This is a genomic window from Sphingomonas sp., assembly GCF_039595165.1.
Classification (GTDB): Bacteria; Pseudomonadota; Alphaproteobacteria; order Sphingomonadales; family Sphingomonadaceae; genus Sphingomonas.
This window is the reverse complement of record NZ_JBCNMA010000071.1, coordinates 1-16863: the sequence shown is the minus strand read 5'-3', so window position 1 is coordinate 16863 and position 16863 is coordinate 1. Positions and strand designations below refer to the sequence as shown.

The following is a 16863-nucleotide window of genomic DNA, read 5'->3' as shown; positions in this document are numbered from 1 at the left end:
GGCAACGCCACCGCGACGAACACGGCGAGCGCGACGATCTTGACCACGACCAGCGCGGCATTGAGCGTCGCGCTCTCCCTGGTCCCGAAGCTCAGCAGCCCGGCGACCATGGCGATGATGAAGATCGCGGGCAGGTTGACGATGCCGCCGGCATGCGGTCCCTGCATGAGATCCATCGATACGCCCAGCGAGTCCCGCAGCAATGGCGCGGCATAGCCCGACCAGCCGACCGCAACGGTGCTCACCACCAACGAATATTCAAGGATCAGCGACCAGCCCACCACCCAGGCGATGAGCTCGCCGAGCACGGCGTAACTATATGTATAGGCGCTGCCCGAGGCGGGCATCATGGTCGCCATCTCGGCATAGGCGAGCGCGGCGCAGGCGCAGATCGCGCCGGCGATGACGAAGGACAGGATCACCGCGGGACCCGCCTTGCCCGCGCCGACCCCGATCAAGGTCAGTATGCCGGTGCCGACGATCGCGCCGACGCCCAACGCGACGAGGTGCGGCCAGCTGAGCGTGGCGGCGAGGCGATGCTCGGGGGCATGCTCGGCCGCGCCCTTCACCGTCTTGGTACGAAACAGTCCGCCCGCCATGCGATCCCCCTTTTGTTGCAGCTGAGACTGGTGCGCCGCGGTCCGCGCGGCGTCAACGGTTCATGCGACGGACAGCAGCGCGAGCGCAGGTTCGTTACGCCAACATCACGGAGCAGCAAGATGGACCGCCGCCTGTTCCTCTCCTTCGTCGGCATGGGCGCCGCGACGCCCGCGCTCGGCCAGTCCCGCGACGATGAATCCCGCAATCCGCAGATCGACTATGGGGGCTTCCAGCAGCTCACCGGCGATGTCCGCGCACTCCGCGCGGGGCGGCTGCTGCCATTTGCCCGATTCAAGGCGGAAGCCGCCTCGCCCGGCACGCTGCTGCTCGATGCCCGCTCGGAAAGCGCCTTTCGCGAGGGGCATATCCGGGGCGCGGTCAACCTCCCCTTCCCCGATTTCAATGCGGAGTCGCTGGAGGAAACGGTGGGCCCGGACGTCCACCGCCGCATCCTGATCTACTGCAACAACAATTTCTCGAACCGCACGCGCCCGGTGCCGATGAAGTCGCGCCAGCTGGCGCTCAACATCCAGACCTTCATCAACCTGGTCGGCTATGGCTATCGCAACGTGTGGGAGCTGGCCGACGTGATCGACTTCAACGATCCCAAGGTGGAGTGGGTGCGCGCCTGAACGCACACCCATCGCTCATTTCGCGGCGAAGCGGATCGCCTGCCCGCCACCCGGTGCGAGTGCCAGCGTCAGCTTGTCGCCGCGCTTCACCTTCTTCGTCTCGATCACATACTTGTGTCGCGTCTCGGTGTCGAAGCGCGTGTCGGGCGCGTCGCGGTAGATCTGCGCGGTATAGGTCTTGCCAGCGTCGAGGAAGTCGAGCGTGACCTCGAGATTGCGCGCCTGCTCGTCGCCGACCGCGCCCAGGTACCAGTCGGCGCTGTTCCGGTCCTTGCGCGCGATCGTCACATAATCGCCGACCTCGCCGTTGAGCACGCGCGTGTCAGCCCAGTCGACCGGCACGTCCTTGATGAACTGGAAGGCGTCCATCAGCTTGGCGTAGACCTCCGGCTCGTCGGCGGCCATCTGCACCGGCGAGTAGATCACGACATATTGCGCAAGCTGCTTGGCGATGGTCGAGGGGATGTCGCTGTCCTTCTCGCCCTTTAGGCTGAGGATCCCCGGCGTGAAGTCCATCGGCCCCGACAGCATGCGGGTGAAGACGAGGTTGGCCTCATGTTCGGGCGGGTTCTTGCCCTGCCAGGCCATATATTCCTGTCCTCGCGCGCCTTCGCGGGCGAGCCAGTTGGGATAAGTGCGGCGCAGGCCCGTATCCTTGATCGGCTCGTGCGGATCGACGCTCACCTTGTGCTTCGCCGCGGCGAGCACGACGCGCAGATGGTGGTTCGACATCCATTGCCCGTCATGCCATTCGCGATGTTCGGAGCCGTCGGGATCAACCCACCCGATCTGCCCGGCATCGGTGACATAGCCGGTCTTCACGACCTTCTGGCCATGCGCGGCGGACCAGGCGAAAGCCTTGTCGAGCTGTTTGTCGTAATGGCTCGCCGAGCCGCCGGTCTCGTGGTGGCCGATCAGCGACGTGCCCTTCTTCTTGGCGTAGGCGGCGAGCGCCTCGGCATCGAAATCCTCGGTCGGGCCGGCGAAGTCCATGTCGGTGCCGTTGCCGAACCAGTCGCCGTCCCAGCCGACATTCCACCCTTCGACCAGCACGCCGGGAATGCCGTTGGCCCCGGCGAACTCGATATAGCGTTTCACATTGGCGGTGGTCGCGCCGTGCTGAGGGCCCCGCGCCCAGGTCCACTTGCCTTTGATCATGTTCCACCACACGCCGACGAACTTGCCGGGCTTGACCCAGCTGACGTCGCCGAGCTTGTTGGGCTCGTTGAGGTTCAGCGTCATGCGGCTGCCGCTGTAGAGCCCGGCGGCATCGTCGGCGATCACCATCGTGCGCCACGGCGTGGTGAAGGGCCCGGTCTTGACGACCTTGGCCGGCCCGGCGCCGGGCGAGAGCTGCGCCTTGAACCGCGTACCGGTCACCCGCCGTAGCCACATGCTCGAATAGTCGATCAAAGCCGCCTCGTGGAACGCGATATGCGTCCCGTCCTCGAGCTTCACGGTGATCGGCGTGTGCGCCTGCCCGACCTCCGAGATCTTCGTGCGGTTGTAGAGATACTCGTAGCGGTTCCACTCGCCCGCCGGGATCCACCAGGCGGTGCCGTTGCCGGCGACCCCGAATTCGGTCAGCTCGTCGGCGATGTTGGCGTGCTTGAGGTTGGGCTGGTCGGGGAATTCGTAGCGGAAGCCCACGCCCTCGTCGAAGATGCGGAACACCACGTCCATCACGCGGGCCAGCGCGGTCGTCTCCTTGAGGCGCACGCGGAACTCGGTGTGGCGGTCGCGGATCGTCTTCCACTCGCCCCAGGGCTGTTCCCAGGTCGTGTCGGCGGAGGTGGTCGCCTGGCTCTCGATCGCGAAGCGGCGCTCGAGCTTGGGCGCGTCAGTGAGCAGGAAGCCGAGCCGCGACGGCTCGATCAGCGGCTTGCCGTTACGCGTGACGGAATAATGCGGCCGCCCGTCGCCGTCGACGGTCACCGTGACGCGAAGCTTGCCGTCGGGCGAAGCCGCGCTCGCACCGCCGGCCTCGAGCGCGGTGTTCTGCACGATTCCCTGCGCCAGCGCCGGCACCGCCATCATCGAGGTCAACGCTGTCATCGCAAGCATCCGCATGTCACTCTCCTGTTACGCCGCCATCTTCTCAGGCGATTTGTTCGAGCACCAGCCCCGAATAGGGCGGCAGCGTTCCCGGCGCGGCGCCGTTCACCGCCGCCAGCACGCGGAATCGATCCGGCTGCGCTGGATGCCACGCCAGCACCGTCTTGCCCAGATTGAACGCGCAGGTCAGCGCCTGCCCGTCGGCGGCGCGGGTGAAGACGAGCAGCGCATCGTCCGCCGCGAGCACCTCCATCGCGCCCGTGCGCAGCGCCGGATTGACCGCGCGCAACGCAATGAGGCCGCGTGTCAGGTTGAGCAGCGAGCTGTTCTCGGCGGTCTGCCGGTCCACCGCCTTGTCGACGTGATCGGGGCCGAGCGGTAGCCATGGCTTGCCTGCGGTGAAACCGAGATTTTCCGCCTGCGCCTGCCACGGCATCGGCGTGCGCACGCCGTCGCGGCTCAGCGTCAGCGGCCAGTTGGCGATCGCCTCGGGATCCTGGAGCTGGTCGAAGTCGATCTCGACCTGAGTGAGGCCGAGCTCCTCGCCCTGGAACAGGATGGCGTTGCCGCGCAGGCACATCAGCAGCAGCATCTTCATCGCAGCGAAGGCGTTGCGATGCTCGGCGTCCACCCAGCGCGACACCGCGCGCGGCGCGTCGTGATTCTCGAACGCCCAGCTCGGCCAGCCGGTGCCCGGCGCGTCGGGCCACGTCTCGACCGCCTTGCGCACCAGCGCCGGGGTCAGCTTGTCGGCATAGAGGAAGTCGAAGCCATAGGCGCTGTTGAGCCGCCCTTCCCCCTGCGTGAAGGCGTGCATCTCCGCCTCCGGCGTCGGCCCGCCGACCTCGGCAACGGTGAAGCGGCCGCCATAGCTGTCGGTCAGTTCGCGATGCCGCTCGAGGAAGCGGACGATGTCCGGATGGCTCTGGTTGTAGACGTGCTGCTGGAAGTCGAACGGACGCGTGCGCGGCGCGCCGGTATCGGGCGCCGGCGGATTGTCGCGCAGTTGCGGATCGTGCATCGAGAAGTTGATCGCGTCGATGCGGAAGCCGTCGACGCCGCGATCGAGCCAGAACTTCGCGGCCGCCAGCGCCGCGTCCTGCACCTCCGGGTTGTGCAGGTTGAGGTCGGGCTGCTCGCTCAGGAAATTGTGGAAATAATATTGGCCGCGGCGAGCGTCCCAAGTCCAGGCCGGGCCGCCGAACACCGACTGCCAGTTGTTCGGCGGCGAACCGTCCGCCTTGGCGTCGGCCCAGACATACCAATCGGCCTTGGGATTGGCGCGACTCGCGCGGCTTTCCTTGAACCATTCATGCTGATCGGAGGTGTGCGAATAGACCTGGTCGATGATGACCTTGAGGCCGAGCGCATGCGCCTTCGCCACCAGCGCATCGAAATCGGCGAGCGTGCCGAACACCGGATCGACCCCGCAATAATCCGCGATATCATAGCCGAAATCGCGCATCGGCGAGGTGAAGAAGGGCGACAGCCAGATCGCGTCGGCGCCGAGCGATGCGACATGGTCGAGATGCGCGGTGACGCCGGGCAGATCGCCGATCCCGTCGCCATTGGTATCGGCGAAGCTGCGCGGGTAGATCTGGTAGATCACCGCACCGCGCCACCAGTCGCGGCCGGTCTGGGCTGCCGGCATGCGCGAGGGCTCGCTCACTTGGCGCCTCCAGCGGCACAGGCGACATAACCGAAGGCCGGCAATCGCACCGTCAGGCTCCCCGGCGCCGCGGCGTCAGGCATGCACTGCCCGACCAGCGCGACGAAGCCGGAGGAGCGTACATCGACCTCGACCTGGCGGGTGATCGGTTGATTGCTGGTGTTGAACGCCACCAGCACCTCAGCGCCGGTCACCGGATCGAGGCGCGACACCGCGAACAACCCGGGCTTCTCGTCATAGGCGCGCGTCACCTGCCGCCCGCGTGACAAAGCAGGGGTCGCCTTGCGCAGCGTGGCGAGCTTGGCGATCTCGGCATAGAGCGGATGCGCGGTATCGAAGTTGGCGTCAGCCGTGGTCTGGCGCGTCCCCAACAGCCTGTTGTCGTTGTAGATCGCGACCTTGCTCGGGAACATGTCCTCGCGCGCGTCCTGATCATTGCCGTCGCCGACAAAACCCTGCTCGTCCCCGGCATAGATGGTCGGCACCCCGCGCAGCAGCAGGAGCATCGCGTGGCCCAGCCTCACGCGCGCCAGCACTTCCTCGTCGCTCGCCTTGGGGAAGGCCTTGCGCACATCGGTGGAGAAGCGGCCGTGATCGTGGTTGGAGATGAAGGTCGGCAGCCGCAGCGCCGCCTCCGCCCCGCCTTCGTACAGCGCGTCGCGATCGAACATCGCGGCGAGCACGTCAGTGCCCTTCTCGCCCGCAACGGTATGCTGGACCGCCGCGCGGAAGCCGAAGTCGAGCACGCTCGGGAGTTGATGCACACGCGTGTGCAGCGCGAGATCGCCGACGTCGCCCTCGTTCGCCACTTCGCCGAAGATATGGAAATTGGGAATGCCTTTGGCCTTCGCCCGCTCGATCATCGCCTTGGAGAAACCCTGCCAGAACTCGGGATTGACGTGGCGGGCGGTATCGATCCGGAAGCCGTCGATCCCGAACTGGTCGATCCATGCGCCATAGATTTCGACGAACCCCTGCAGCACGCGCGGGCTCTCGGTCATCAGGTCGTCGAGCCCGGCGAAGTCGCCCATCGTCGAGCTCTCGTTACGGAAGGCCGAGTTGCCGCGATTGTGATAGTGGATCGGGTCGTTGAGCCAGGCGGGGACCTTCACCTGCTTCTCGGCCGCCGGTACGAAGGTCGTGTACGCGTAGTCGGGATCGGTGAGCTTCGCGAAATTCTCCGGCGTCTGTACGCTATCGCCGAGGAAGCCGGGATTGATCGCCGCGCCTTTCACCCCGCCCTTGCGCTGATAGGGATAGTCGGCGCGGCTGCGATAGTCGCATCCGCTCGCCGGACAGTCGCGATACTGAATCACGTCGGCGGTGTGGTTGGTGATGATGTCGAGATAGACCTTTATCCCGCGGGCATGGGCGGCGTCGACGAACGCCTTCATCTCGGCATTCGACCCGAAATGCGGATCGACCCGAGTGAAATCGGTGATCCAATAGCCGTGATAACCGGCGGATTCCTGCCCCTTGGACCCCTGCACCGGCTTGTTCTTGTAGATCGGGCCGAGCCAGATCGCGGTGGCGCCGAGCGACTGGATATAGTCGAGCCGCCGGACCAGCCCCTTGAGGTCGCCGCCGTGGAAGAAACCCTTGTGCGCCGGATCGAACCCCGTGCTCAGGCGATCGCCCGTGAGGCCGCCCTTGTCGTTCGTCGGATCGCCATTCTCGAAGCGGTCGGGAAGCAGGAAGTAGAGCACCTCCACCTCGGGCGCGCGGGCGCGCAGCTCGGCCGGGGCCGTCTGTGCGGTCGCGGCAGTACCGGCAAGCAGGGCAAAAGCGAGGGCGAAATGTCTCATGCGATACTCGACTGGCTGAGGTTGGAGGGGGCGCCACGGAAGCGCGCGAGATAATCGGCATGGCCCGGCAGACGCGCGGTGTCGCGCCGATAGGCCTGCGCCACGGTAGAGAGGAACTGGTCGAGCTGCGCGTCGTCGAGCGTATCGGCGAGCGGATGCCAACGTTCGGGCACGATGCCCTGGCCGATCATCACCTGCACCCAGCCGGGCACGTCGAACAGCTCGTCATGGTCGCGCACGATGCGGCCCGAGCCGCGGAACATCGCGATGCGGTCCGCCAGCGGCTCGGGCAGCGTCATGTGGCGCAGCGCGTCCCAGAAGGGTTCGCCTGCTCGGCCGTTGGCGAAATAGTGGAGGATCACGAAGTCGCGAATCCGCTCGATCTCGAAATCGGACTGGCGATTGAACGCGTCGCGATCGACATCGGCGACCGGTCCGGCCGGGAGGAAATCCAGCAGCCGGGTGATGCCGGTCTGGATCAAGTGGATGCTGGTCGATTCGAGCGGCTCGATGAACCCCGCCGCCAACCCCAGCGCGACGACGTTGCGGTTCCACGCCTTGCGCCGCTTGCCCGTGCGGAACTTGAGCAGCCGCGGATCGGCCTGGGGCGCACCATCGAGATTGGCGAGCAGGGTCGCCGCCGCCTCGTCCTCGCCGACATGCGCGGAGGAGAAGACATAGCCGTTGCCGGTGCGGTGCTGGAGCGGGATGCGCCACTGCCAGCCGGCCGCGCGCGCCGTCGCGCGCGTATAGGGAATCAGCGGCTCGGCGCGCTCGCACGGCACCGCCAGCGCGCGGTCGCAGGGCAGCCAATGGCCCCAATCGTCGAATCCGGTCTCGAGCGCGCCCTCGATCAGCAGCCCGCGAAAGCCCGAGCAGTCGACGAACAGCTCGCCCGCGACGCGCGCGCCGCTCGCCAACACCAGTGCGGCGACGTCCCCGCGCTCGCCGTCACGCTCGACCTGCTCGATCCGGTCCTCGATCCGCGTGGCGCCGTGCGCCTCGGCATAGCGGCGCAGATAAGCGGCATAGAGCCCGGCATCGAAATGGAAGGCATAGGGCATCGCCGGCAGCGCGCTGTCCGCCGCGCGCTCGACATGCGCGAAACGGTCCGCCTTGGCCGCGACCGCATTGAGCACATAGTCGCCGAGCGGCCCCGCGCGTCCGGCGGCACGCGCGCGCAGCCAGTAGGGGTGGAACGGCAGCAGCCCCAGCCCGCGTCCGACCACGCCGAACGCGTGCATGTAGCGCTCGCCCGGCGCGCCCCAGCCGTCGAACTCGATGCCGAGCTTCCACGTGCCGTGCGTCTCGCGCAGGAACTCGGCCTCGTCGATGCCGAGCGCCTGGTTGAACAGGCGGATCATCGGGATCGTCGCCTCGCCCACCCCGACCGTGCCGATCTCCTCGGACTCGACCAGCGTGATACGCCAGCTCGGCCCGCAGAAACGCGCGAGCGCGGCCGCGGCCATCCAGCCCGCGGTGCCGCCGCCGGCGATGACGATGCTGCGTGGCATGGGATCGGCCATCCTCGCGATCCTCAAAAAACGTCCCCGCCGCGACGATGCCGCGGCGGGGAGGCGGGGGGAAGTCAGAGCTTGTAGCTCAGTCCGAGCAGATAGCGGACGCCATAGCGCTGATAGTCGATCGTCAGGCTCTCATTGCCCACTTCATGCGTGCTGAACGGCTCGTCGGTCAGGTTCTGCGCCTGCGCGAGGATGCCGAGCCCCTTGAGCGGTCCGCCCTGGAACTCGTAGCCGATCTGCGCGTCGACGATCGTCTCCGGCTTGGCGAGGCGTTGGATGCGCTCGGTGCCGACGCCGCTCAGTTCGGCGAGGAAGCTCGAGCGATGCCGCACGCTGGCGCGCGCCGAGAAACCCCATTTCTCGAAATAGACGGTGCCATTGGCGACCCATTTGGAGAGGCCCGGCAGCGGCTGCGCCGGGTTCGCCGGGTTGGGCGTGATCGAACTTTCGGTGACCGACACGCTGCCGAGCACGCCGAAGCCGTCAAGCGCCTCCGACAGGTTGCGCAGCGAGAAGGTCGCCGACAATTCGGCGCCGTAGAGGCGTCCGCCCCTGCCGTTCTGGAAGATGTTGACGATACCCTGGCGCAGCGCCGGCTCGGGCCCGCTGGTCACCGGAAAGCCGCTGAAGTCGTAGACCGTGCTCTGCTCGAAGATGTAGGTCTCGAGATGCTTGTAGAAGCCGGCGAGCGCAATGTAGCTGTCGCGGCCGAAATATTTCTCGATCGACAGATCGACCGAGTTGGCGATCCACGGTCGCAGCCGCGGGTTGCCGCCCGACCCGCCCCAGGGGGAGAGGTTGATGTTGGTGTTTGGCGCGCGCGTCGGATCGTAGGTGAAGTTGAGCGAAGCGCGCATCTGGTCCATCCGCGGCCGCGCCATCTGACGCGCCGCGCCGAAGCGCACGGTGAAGCCGCCGTTGAAACGCGCGACCAGGCTCAGATTGGGCAGCACATAGGTGTAGCGCACGCCGTCCGACAGGTCGGTGATCGTCGCGACCGGCGATCCGCTCGCGCCGAGGCCGTTCGAGAACTGGTCGACCGAGATGACTTGCGCCCCGATATTGCCGCCGAGCTTCGAACCATCCGACATCTCGACATCGATGTCATAGCGGGCATAGCCGCTGAGGATCTCCTCGCGCACGCCCCAGCCGAAGGCGAAGAGATTGGCGTCCGTCGCCGCATTGAAATTGTAGATCCCGCTATAGGCGAGGCCGAGCGGATCGTAGCTCACCATGCCGGGGATGCCGAGAAAGCCGAGCTCGGTCGGGTCGAGCAGCTGGTCCGCCGGGATCGCGACGCTGGTGTTGTGCAGCGGATCGGCGGCATTCGCCTTGAGCCCGAGATAGAAGCGCTGCAGATCGAGATTCTTGTCGCGCTTGTTGTACGCGACGCCCACCGCCAGCTTGCCCTGGTTGTCGCCGAGCTCGCGCTCGACATCGAGGCGGAAGGCGAGCAGCTCGTCTGTCGTGCTCGGGTTGTTGAGGAAGCCGTCCTGCCCGCCCGGCGTGTTGTCGGCGCCCCAGCCCTGCGGGCTGGTCAGGAAGATCTGGCCGGGATCGGCATAGTTCAGCGTCGGATCGAAGCTGTAGGTGCCGTTCGAGTTGCGGCCGAAGCCGAGCGTGTCGAACGGCCCGTTGCCGGCACCGCGCGACGTGCCCGAATAGGTTTCGAGCACCTTGTCCTCACGATCGACGCGCGAATAGCTGGCGTCGCCGCTGATCTTCCACGGACCGGTATTGTAGGCGATGTTGAGGCCGGCCGAATACAGATCGGCCTCGCGCAGATTGGCGTCGTTGCGCACCACGCCCTTGACGTTGCTCCACGTCCCATCGGTGATCACGCCGTCGGTGACGGTGAAGCCGGGCTGGAGCACGGCATTGCCCCAATAGAGCGGGAATTCGATGCCGCGCAGCGTCTGCTCGTCGCGGAACTTCGAATAATAGCCGTCGAGCACGATGTTGAGATCGGGCGACGGCTTGAACTGCAGCGTCGCCAGCGCGCTGGTGCGCTCGAGTTCGGTCGACTGCACATAGGGCTTGGACCCGCCGATGATCAGCGCGCCCTGCGCCGCGGCATATTCGGGGCGCGGCGTGAAGGTGTCGTCCGCGGTGCTCGGCGTGCCCTGGGTGTTGCGGATACCGTAGAGGTCGTTGTTGGTGTCGAAGGCGGGATAGCCCCAGGCGTTGAACCGCTCGAACTGGGTGGGCGAGTTGATGTGCGCGACGCCCAGCGTGATGCCGACCGTGTCGTCGGCGAACTGGTCGATATAGGTGAGGCTGCCGCGATAGCCCTTGTCGTTGGTGCCGCTGTTGAGCTTGCCCGGCGAGACCAGCTCGCCGCGCGCGTTGAGGCCGATCACGCGGCGTCCATGATCGAGCGGGCGAATCGAGCGCAGGTTGATCGTACCCGACAGGCCCTGGCCGATCAGGCCGGCGAACGGCGTCTTGTAGACGTCGACCGCGCCAATCAGCTCGGAGGGATATTGGTCGAACTCGACGCCGCGATTGTCGCCGGTCGTCACCTGCTCGCGGCCGTTGAACAGGGTCGAGGAGAAATCGGGCGAGAGGCCGCGCACCGAAATCACCTGCGCGCGCCCATCGAGGCGCTGCGCGGTGAGACCGGGCAGGCGCGCGATCGCCTCGCCGATCGAATTGTCGGGGAGCTTGCCGATATCCTCGGCCGAGATCGATTCGACGATCTGGTTGGATTCGCGCTTGGTCGCGACCGCGGATTCGATCGCGGCGCGGAAGCCGGTGACGGTGACTTCGGTGCCTTCGTCCTCGGCCGGCGCCGTTTCCTGCGCATAGGCGGGCGCGGCGATCAGCAGCGAGGCGGCGATGGCCGCGCCGCTGGCGGTGGAAAGACGGGCGGCCAGACGGCCCGAAGCGGTGTAACGCATAGTTCCTCCCCTATGCCGGTCCCTGATTTGACCGGATCGCGCCGGTTGAATGCGCGTTAGCCTCCCTAATCGCGCCAAGCCGTCGCTGCGGCCAGCACACGGCATACGTATTCAGCGCCGCGGCGAAGCGACGTGGCCATTGCGCAACATTGACGCGGGGGGCGAAGTGGGGTGAACTTCAGCAGCCAAGTGGAGGATACGTCCGCGGGCGATAGGGGAGACGGGCCGCTGGCCATGCAACGCAAGCCGACCTCGTTCGACATCGCGCACCTCGCGGGGGTGTCGCAGCCCACGGTGTCGCGCGCATTGCGCGGCGGGCCGGGCGTCAACGAGGCCACCCGCAAGCGGATCGAGGCGATCGCGCAGAAGCTCAACTACCGCGTCGATAAGGCGGCGTCGAACCTGCGCAGCCGCCACGCCGAGACGTTGGCGGTATTGATCTTCCAGGACGAGAGCGCCGACGACAGCGCGATCAACCCCTTCTTCCTGTCGATGCTCGGCTCGATCATGCGCGCCTGCGCCGATCACGGGCAGGACATGCTCGTCTCGTTCCAGCAGCTCGCGAGCGACTGGCATCAGGATTACGAGGACTCGCGCCGCGCCGACGGGCTGATCCTGCTCGGCTATGGCGATTACGAGCTCTATCGCGACAAGCTGACCGAGCTGATGGCGCAGGGCACGCATTTCGTGCGCTGGGGCTGTGTCGAATCCGGCGGGATCGGCCTCACCGTAGGCTGCGACAATCAAGGCGGCGGGCGCGAGGCGACACGGCATCTGCTCGGCCTCGGGCGGCGTAACGTCGCCTTTCTCGGCCATGCGTCGAGCCACTATCCCGAATTCCACGACCGCTATCGCGGCCATGTCGCCGCGCTCAAGGAAGGCGGCATCATTCCGCGCAGGCGGTTGCAGTTCGACGCGCTGACCACCGAGGAGGCGGGCGCCGCCGCCGCCGAGGCGCTGATCGCAAGCGGCGAGACGTTCGATGCGATCCTCGCCGCGAGCGACCTGATCGCGATCGGCGCAATGCGCGCGCTCGCCGCGCATGGCTGCAAGGTGCCTGAGGATGTCGCGGTGGTCGGCTTCGACGATATCGCCGCGGCCAGCTTCACCAACCCGCCGCTCACGACCGTGCTGCAGGATACCCGCGCCGCCGGACGCACGCTGGTCGAGACGTTGCTCGGCCGCATCCGCGAGGAGTGCGTGCACGACGTGCTGCTGCCCGCGAAGCTGGTCGTGCGCCGCTCGTGCGGGTCGAGGAGTTAGGCTCGAGAGCATTGCGCAGACATGCGGATCAATCCTCTCCCGCCAGGGAGAGGTGGCACGCGAAGCGTGACGGAGGGGGAGGAAACCCAACGCACGTTGCCGTGTCCTCCCCCTCCGTCAGCCTATGGCTGACACCTCCCCCTGGCGGGGGAGGATTGCAGAATCGACCTTCCAAGGAACCGTAATGGAAAAACCCCGCCAAGGCTTCTGGGGCCTGTTCAACCTGTCGTTCGGCTTCTTCGGGATCCAGATCGGGTTCGCGCTGCAGAATGCCAATATGAGCCGGATCTTCCAGTCGCTCGGCACCAGCATCGACGACCTGCCGGCCTTGTGGGTCGCGGCGCCGCTCACCGGGCTGCTGGTGCAGCCGGTGATCGGGCATATGAGCGACCGCACCTGGCTCGGCCGGCTCGGGCGGCGGCGGCCCTATTTCCTCGCCGGCGCGATCCTGGCGGCGCTGGCGCTGTTCGTCATGCCGCTGGCGCCGGTGCTGCTGTTCGCCGCGGTAATGCTGTGGGTGCTCGACGCCTCGCTCAACGTCTCGATGGAGCCGTTCCGCGCGTTCGTCGGCGACATGCTGCGCAAGGACCAGCACAGCGCGGGCTATGCGGTGCAGACCGCGTTCATCGGCGCGGGCGCCGTCGTCGGCTCGATCTTCCCCTGGGCGCTCGAGCATCTTGGCGTATCGAACGTGGCGCCGGGCGGCGGCATCCCGGACACGGTGCGCTACGCCTTCTGGTTCGGCGGCGCGGCGCTGTTTCTGGCGGTGTTGTGGACGGTTGTCAGCACCAGGGAATACAGCCCCGAGGAGATGGCCGCGTTCGACGGCTCGCGCGCCGAGGTCGAGGGCGAGACGGCGCGCCTGCTCGCGGCGCGGGGGAACACCTCCTGCCTGGTGTGGATCGCCGCAGGGCTCGCGGTGATCGTCGCGGTCGGCAGGTTCGGACTGGAAAAGGAGGTCTACCTGCTCGGTGGGCTGCTCGCTGGCTATGGCCTGGCGAGCCTGATCGCGATCCGGCTCGCGCGGCGCGGCAACGCGTCGAACATGCTGAGCCATATCGTCGGCGACTTCGCCGGCATGCCGGTGCTGATGAAGCGGCTGGCGGTGGTGCAGTTCTTCAGCTGGTCGGCTTTGTTCATCATGTGGATCAACACCACCCCGGTGGTCGCGCAGGTCTTCTACGGCGCGCCGGACGCGACCGGCCCGCGCTTCCAGGAGGGCGCGAACTGGGTGGGGGTGCTGTTCACCGTCTACAACGGCGTGGCGGCGGTCGCCGCGCTGACGTTGCTGCCGCTGCTGGCCAAGCGCGTCGGCAAGGCGCGGACTCACATCGTCGGGCTGCTGTGCGGCGTCGCCGGGTTCGCGAGCTTCTTCGCGATCCGCGATCCGCAATGGCTGCTGCTCAGCGAGATCGGCATCGGCATCGCCTGGGCCTCGATCCTCGCCATGCCCTATGCGATCCTCGCCTCGAGCCTGCCGCAGGCCAAGCTCGGCATCTATATGGGCTTGTTCAACGTCTTCGTGGTGGTGCCGCAACTGCTGGTCGCGACCGTGATGGGATCGATCATGAAGCGCTTCTTCCCCGGCGAGCCGATCTGGACGATGGCCTTCGCCGCCGCGACCCTGCTCGTCGCGGCGATGGCGATGCTGCGGGTGCGCGAGACCTAAAGCGCGGCGAAGTCGATCGGGGCGTGGCGGTCGAGCGTCCGCGACTGGTCCGCCATCGGATATTTGAGACCAGTGGCGCAGTTGAACAGCACCACGCGGTCCTCCGGCGAGATCAGCCCCTCGGCCAGCGCCTTGCGCCACGCCGCGAGCGTCGCCCCGCCCTCGGGACAGAGCAGCAACCCGTCGAGCCGCGCGGCATCGTCAACCGCTTCCAAGATCGCTGCGTCACTGACCGCCATCGCGAAGCCGTTCGACTGGCGCACCGCGTCGAGGATCAGGAAATCCCCCACCGCCTGCGGCACGCGGATCCCCGCCGCCACGGTATGCGCGTCTTCCCAGCGGGTCGCGTGACGCTCACCCTGCTCCCACGCGCGGACCATCGGCGCGCAGCCCTCTGCCTGCACCGCGACCATGCGCGGTCGCTTCGAGCCGACCCAGCCGAGCACCTCGAGCTCGTCGAACGCCTTCCACATGCCGATCAGCCCGGTGCCGCCGCCGGTGGGGTAGAAGATCACGTCGGGCAGTTCCCAGCCGAGCTGCTCGGCGAGCTCCAGCCCCATCGTCTTCTTGCCCTCGATCCGGTACGGCTCCTTGAGCGTCGACAGGTCGAACCAGCCGTTCGCCGCCTTGCCCGCCGCGACCAGCTTGCCACAATCGTCGATCAGGCCGTTGACGCGATAGACCCGCGCGCCCTGCGCGGCGATCTCGCGCACGTTGATCTCGGGCGTGTCATCGGGGCAGAAGATCACCGCTTCGATCCCCGCCTGCGCGGCATAGGCGGCCGCGGCGGCGCCGGCATTGCCGTTGGTGGGCATGGCGATGGTGGTGACGCCGAGCTCCTTGGCCATCGAGATCGCCATCACCAGCCCGCGCGCCTTGAACGAGCCGGTGGGCAGGCGTCCTTCGTCCTTGACCAGCAACGCCGACGCACCCGCTCCGGCGGCGATCTTCTCCAGCGGCACGATCGGGGTCGCGATCTCGCCCAGACTGACGATGTTCTGCGTCGCGCGCACGGGAAGCAGCTCGCGATACCGCCACAGGTCGGCGGGACGCCGCGCCAGCTCGGCAGGCGAGACCGCAGCCCGGACCGCATCGAGATCGTAGCGAACCAGCAAAGGCCGCCCGACGTTGGAGAGGCCGTGCAACTCGTCAGCCGCGTACCGCTCCGCGGTCATCGAGCATTCGAGATGAGTGACGAAGGTCGGGCGGTCGGCGGTGAGGTTGTCGTCGTAGCGCATGGCGACCCTCTAGAGCGCGCGAGGGCGCAGGTCGAGCGGGCTCAATCGACGCGCTCGGCGCGCCAGCTGTCCCCAACGATGGCGCGGTCGCCAACGGTGCCCCGGTAAGCGACACCATCCGCCGTGAAGCTGAGTGTCGCGCCGGCGAGTTTGGCGTCACGGATCGCGCGGCTGTCGAGCATACCGGAAACCCGGCTGTAGCGCTGTGCGATCGCCAGCGTCGCGCTGAAGCCGTCGCTGCGGCGCAGTCGCCAGTCGCCCCCGGCGATCGCCGGGATCGTCCAGAGATAGACGTGCTTCTCCGAGACTTCGCGATGCTCGTCGGGTGGCCAGTCGCCCATGTCGAAGGCATGGCTGACGACGCGCGCGCCGGGCTTCATCTCGCTCAGCAGCTTGGGCTTGAGTCGCTCGTTGACGTCGGGAAGCAGATAGAGGGTGACGACATCGGCGTCGCGCAACGAGACGGTGAAGAGGTCGTCGCGGACGAAGTGCACCCGGCCCTCGAGCCCCGCGAAGCGCGCCTTTGCGCGCGCCCGCGCGACGAGATCGCTGTCGATCTCGACACCCAGCGCGCTGGCGCCGCGGCGGACCGCCGCCATCGGGATCCGCCCGTCGCCCGAGCCGAGGTCGATCAGCCGCTCGCCCGGCTTGAGACCGGCCATGTCGAGCATCCCCTCGACCACCTCCGGCGGAGTCGGGACGTAGGGCACGTCGGCGTCGCGTGCGCGCGCGACGACCGGAAACGCGGCGCTGCCGGCCGCGGCGAGCAGGAAGGTGCGACGGTGGCAGAGCGCGCGCATCGTCCAAGTCTGGCGGAGCGCGGGTCGACGCACAAGCGCGCTGCCGATCTCGCGCGGACAATAAAAAAGCCGCCCGAAGGCGGCTGTCATGATGGTTGCGGGGGTTGGATTTGAACCAACGACCTTCAGGTTATGAGCCTGACGAGCTACCGGGCTGCTCCACCCCGCGCCATCATCCTGCACCGCAAGGGCGCCGGAAAACAGAAAACGCGCCGCGCCGGTTAGCGCGACGCGTGCTGTGCGTATCTGACATTGTGAATGGGTCTTTTCCAATTTCCGCTGCCACCGGCTGCAATGCCTGGCGACGACCTACTCTTCCAGCGCTTGAGCGTTAGTACCATCGGCGCAGTCAGGTTTCACGGCCGAGTTCGGGATGGGATCGGGTGGGTCACTGACGCTATGGTCACCAAGCAATGAAGCAGGTGGCTGCGGTATTGGGTTTCAAATCGATGCGTGCACCATCTTTCGATGTAATCAAGGCTAGAGGTCAACAACCTCAATGATCAGCAGAGCTGTCATTGATGGTGGGACTCATCAAGCGCGAATAGGACAATTAGTACTGGTTAGCTCCACACGTTACCGCGCTTCCACATCCAGTCTATCAAGGTGGTGGTCTACCACCGTCCTAAGAAATCTTATCTTGAGGGAGGCTTCCCGCTTAGATGCTTTCAGCGGTTATCCCGTCCATACATAGCTACCCTGCTGCGCC

General features: G+C 66.8%; 11 protein-coding genes, 1 tRNA gene and 2 rRNA genes. 3 read left to right on the top strand and 11 right to left on the bottom strand.

Features of this window, described 5'->3' with window-relative positions; translation table 11 throughout:
- Positions 1–599, bottom strand: a 599-nt coding sequence (locus ABDV68_RS12380; protein WP_343520298.1) for an amino acid permease, incomplete at its 3' end; no start/stop codon positions are given.
- 120 nt (positions 600–719) lie between these two features.
- Between ABDV68_RS12380 and ABDV68_RS12375 the strand changes: the two genes are divergently transcribed.
- Complete coding sequence (locus tag ABDV68_RS12375) at positions 720–1232, top strand: rhodanese-like domain-containing protein (protein WP_343520297.1); 513 nt, start codon at positions 720–722, stop codon at positions 1230–1232.
- Between the two features lie 15 nt (positions 1233–1247).
- Here ABDV68_RS12375 and ABDV68_RS12370 read toward each other — a convergent pair whose 3' ends face one another.
- From ABDV68_RS12370 to ABDV68_RS12350, 5 genes are all read right to left on the bottom strand, one after another.
- Positions 1248–3287: a glycoside hydrolase family 97 protein gene (locus tag ABDV68_RS12370; RefSeq protein WP_343520301.1), complete on the bottom strand. Its 2040-nt coding sequence runs from the start codon at positions 3285–3287 to the stop codon at positions 1248–1250.
- A gap of 43 nt (positions 3288–3330) precedes the next feature.
- Positions 3331–4938, bottom strand: coding sequence for an alpha-amylase family glycosyl hydrolase (locus ABDV68_RS12365; protein WP_343520300.1), 1608 nt, complete (start codon positions 4936–4938; stop codon positions 3331–3333).
- A gap of 14 nt (positions 4939–4952) precedes the next feature.
- Positions 4953–6761 carry an alpha-amylase family glycosyl hydrolase gene (locus ABDV68_RS12360; RefSeq protein ID WP_343520296.1) on the bottom strand — a complete coding sequence of 603 codons (1809 nt, stop codon included), beginning with the start codon at positions 6759–6761 and terminating at the stop codon, positions 4953–4955.
- Positions 6758–8287: a tryptophan halogenase family protein gene (locus ABDV68_RS12355; protein ID WP_343520295.1), complete on the bottom strand. Its 1530-nt coding sequence runs from the start codon at positions 8285–8287 to the stop codon at positions 6758–6760. Before ABDV68_RS12355 ends, ABDV68_RS12360 begins: the two co-directional genes overlap by 4 nt.
- Positions 8288–8349: 62 nt before the next feature.
- Positions 8350–11184, bottom strand: a complete 2835-nt coding sequence (locus tag ABDV68_RS12350; RefSeq protein ID WP_343520294.1) for a TonB-dependent receptor — start codon at positions 11182–11184, stop codon at positions 8350–8352.
- Between the two features lie 234 nt (positions 11185–11418).
- Between ABDV68_RS12350 and ABDV68_RS12345 the strand changes: the two genes are divergently transcribed.
- Both ABDV68_RS12345 and ABDV68_RS12340 read left to right on the top strand, forming a co-directional pair.
- Positions 11419–12447: a LacI family DNA-binding transcriptional regulator gene (locus ABDV68_RS12345; RefSeq protein WP_343520293.1), complete on the top strand. Its 1029-nt coding sequence runs from the start codon at positions 11419–11421 to the stop codon at positions 12445–12447.
- Positions 12448–12631: 184 nt separating this feature from the next.
- Complete coding sequence (locus ABDV68_RS12340) at positions 12632–14116, top strand: MFS transporter (protein WP_343520292.1); 1485 nt, start codon at positions 12632–12634, stop codon at positions 14114–14116.
- On the opposite strand, the gene ABDV68_RS12335 is transcribed toward ABDV68_RS12340, so the two are convergent.
- The 5 genes from ABDV68_RS12335 to ABDV68_RS12315 form a co-directional block, all read right to left on the bottom strand.
- Positions 14113–15354, bottom strand: a complete 1242-nt coding sequence (locus ABDV68_RS12335) for a threonine synthase (RefSeq protein WP_343520290.1) — start codon at positions 15352–15354, stop codon at positions 14113–14115. The genes ABDV68_RS12340 and ABDV68_RS12335 overlap by 4 nt on opposite strands.
- 41 nt (positions 15355–15395) lie before the next feature.
- On the bottom strand, positions 15396–16154 hold the full coding sequence (locus ABDV68_RS12330) for a methyltransferase domain-containing protein (RefSeq protein WP_343520288.1): 759 nt from the start codon (positions 16152–16154) through the stop codon (positions 15396–15398).
- A 92-nt stretch (positions 16155–16246) separates the two neighbouring features.
- A tRNA-Met gene (locus tag ABDV68_RS12325) sits at positions 16247–16323 on the bottom strand.
- 127 nt (positions 16324–16450) lie between these two features.
- A 5S ribosomal RNA gene (gene rrf / locus ABDV68_RS12320) occupies positions 16451–16565 on the bottom strand.
- Positions 16566–16688: 123 nt separating this feature from the next.
- Positions 16689–16863, bottom strand: a 23S ribosomal RNA gene (locus ABDV68_RS12315); the annotation flags it as partial.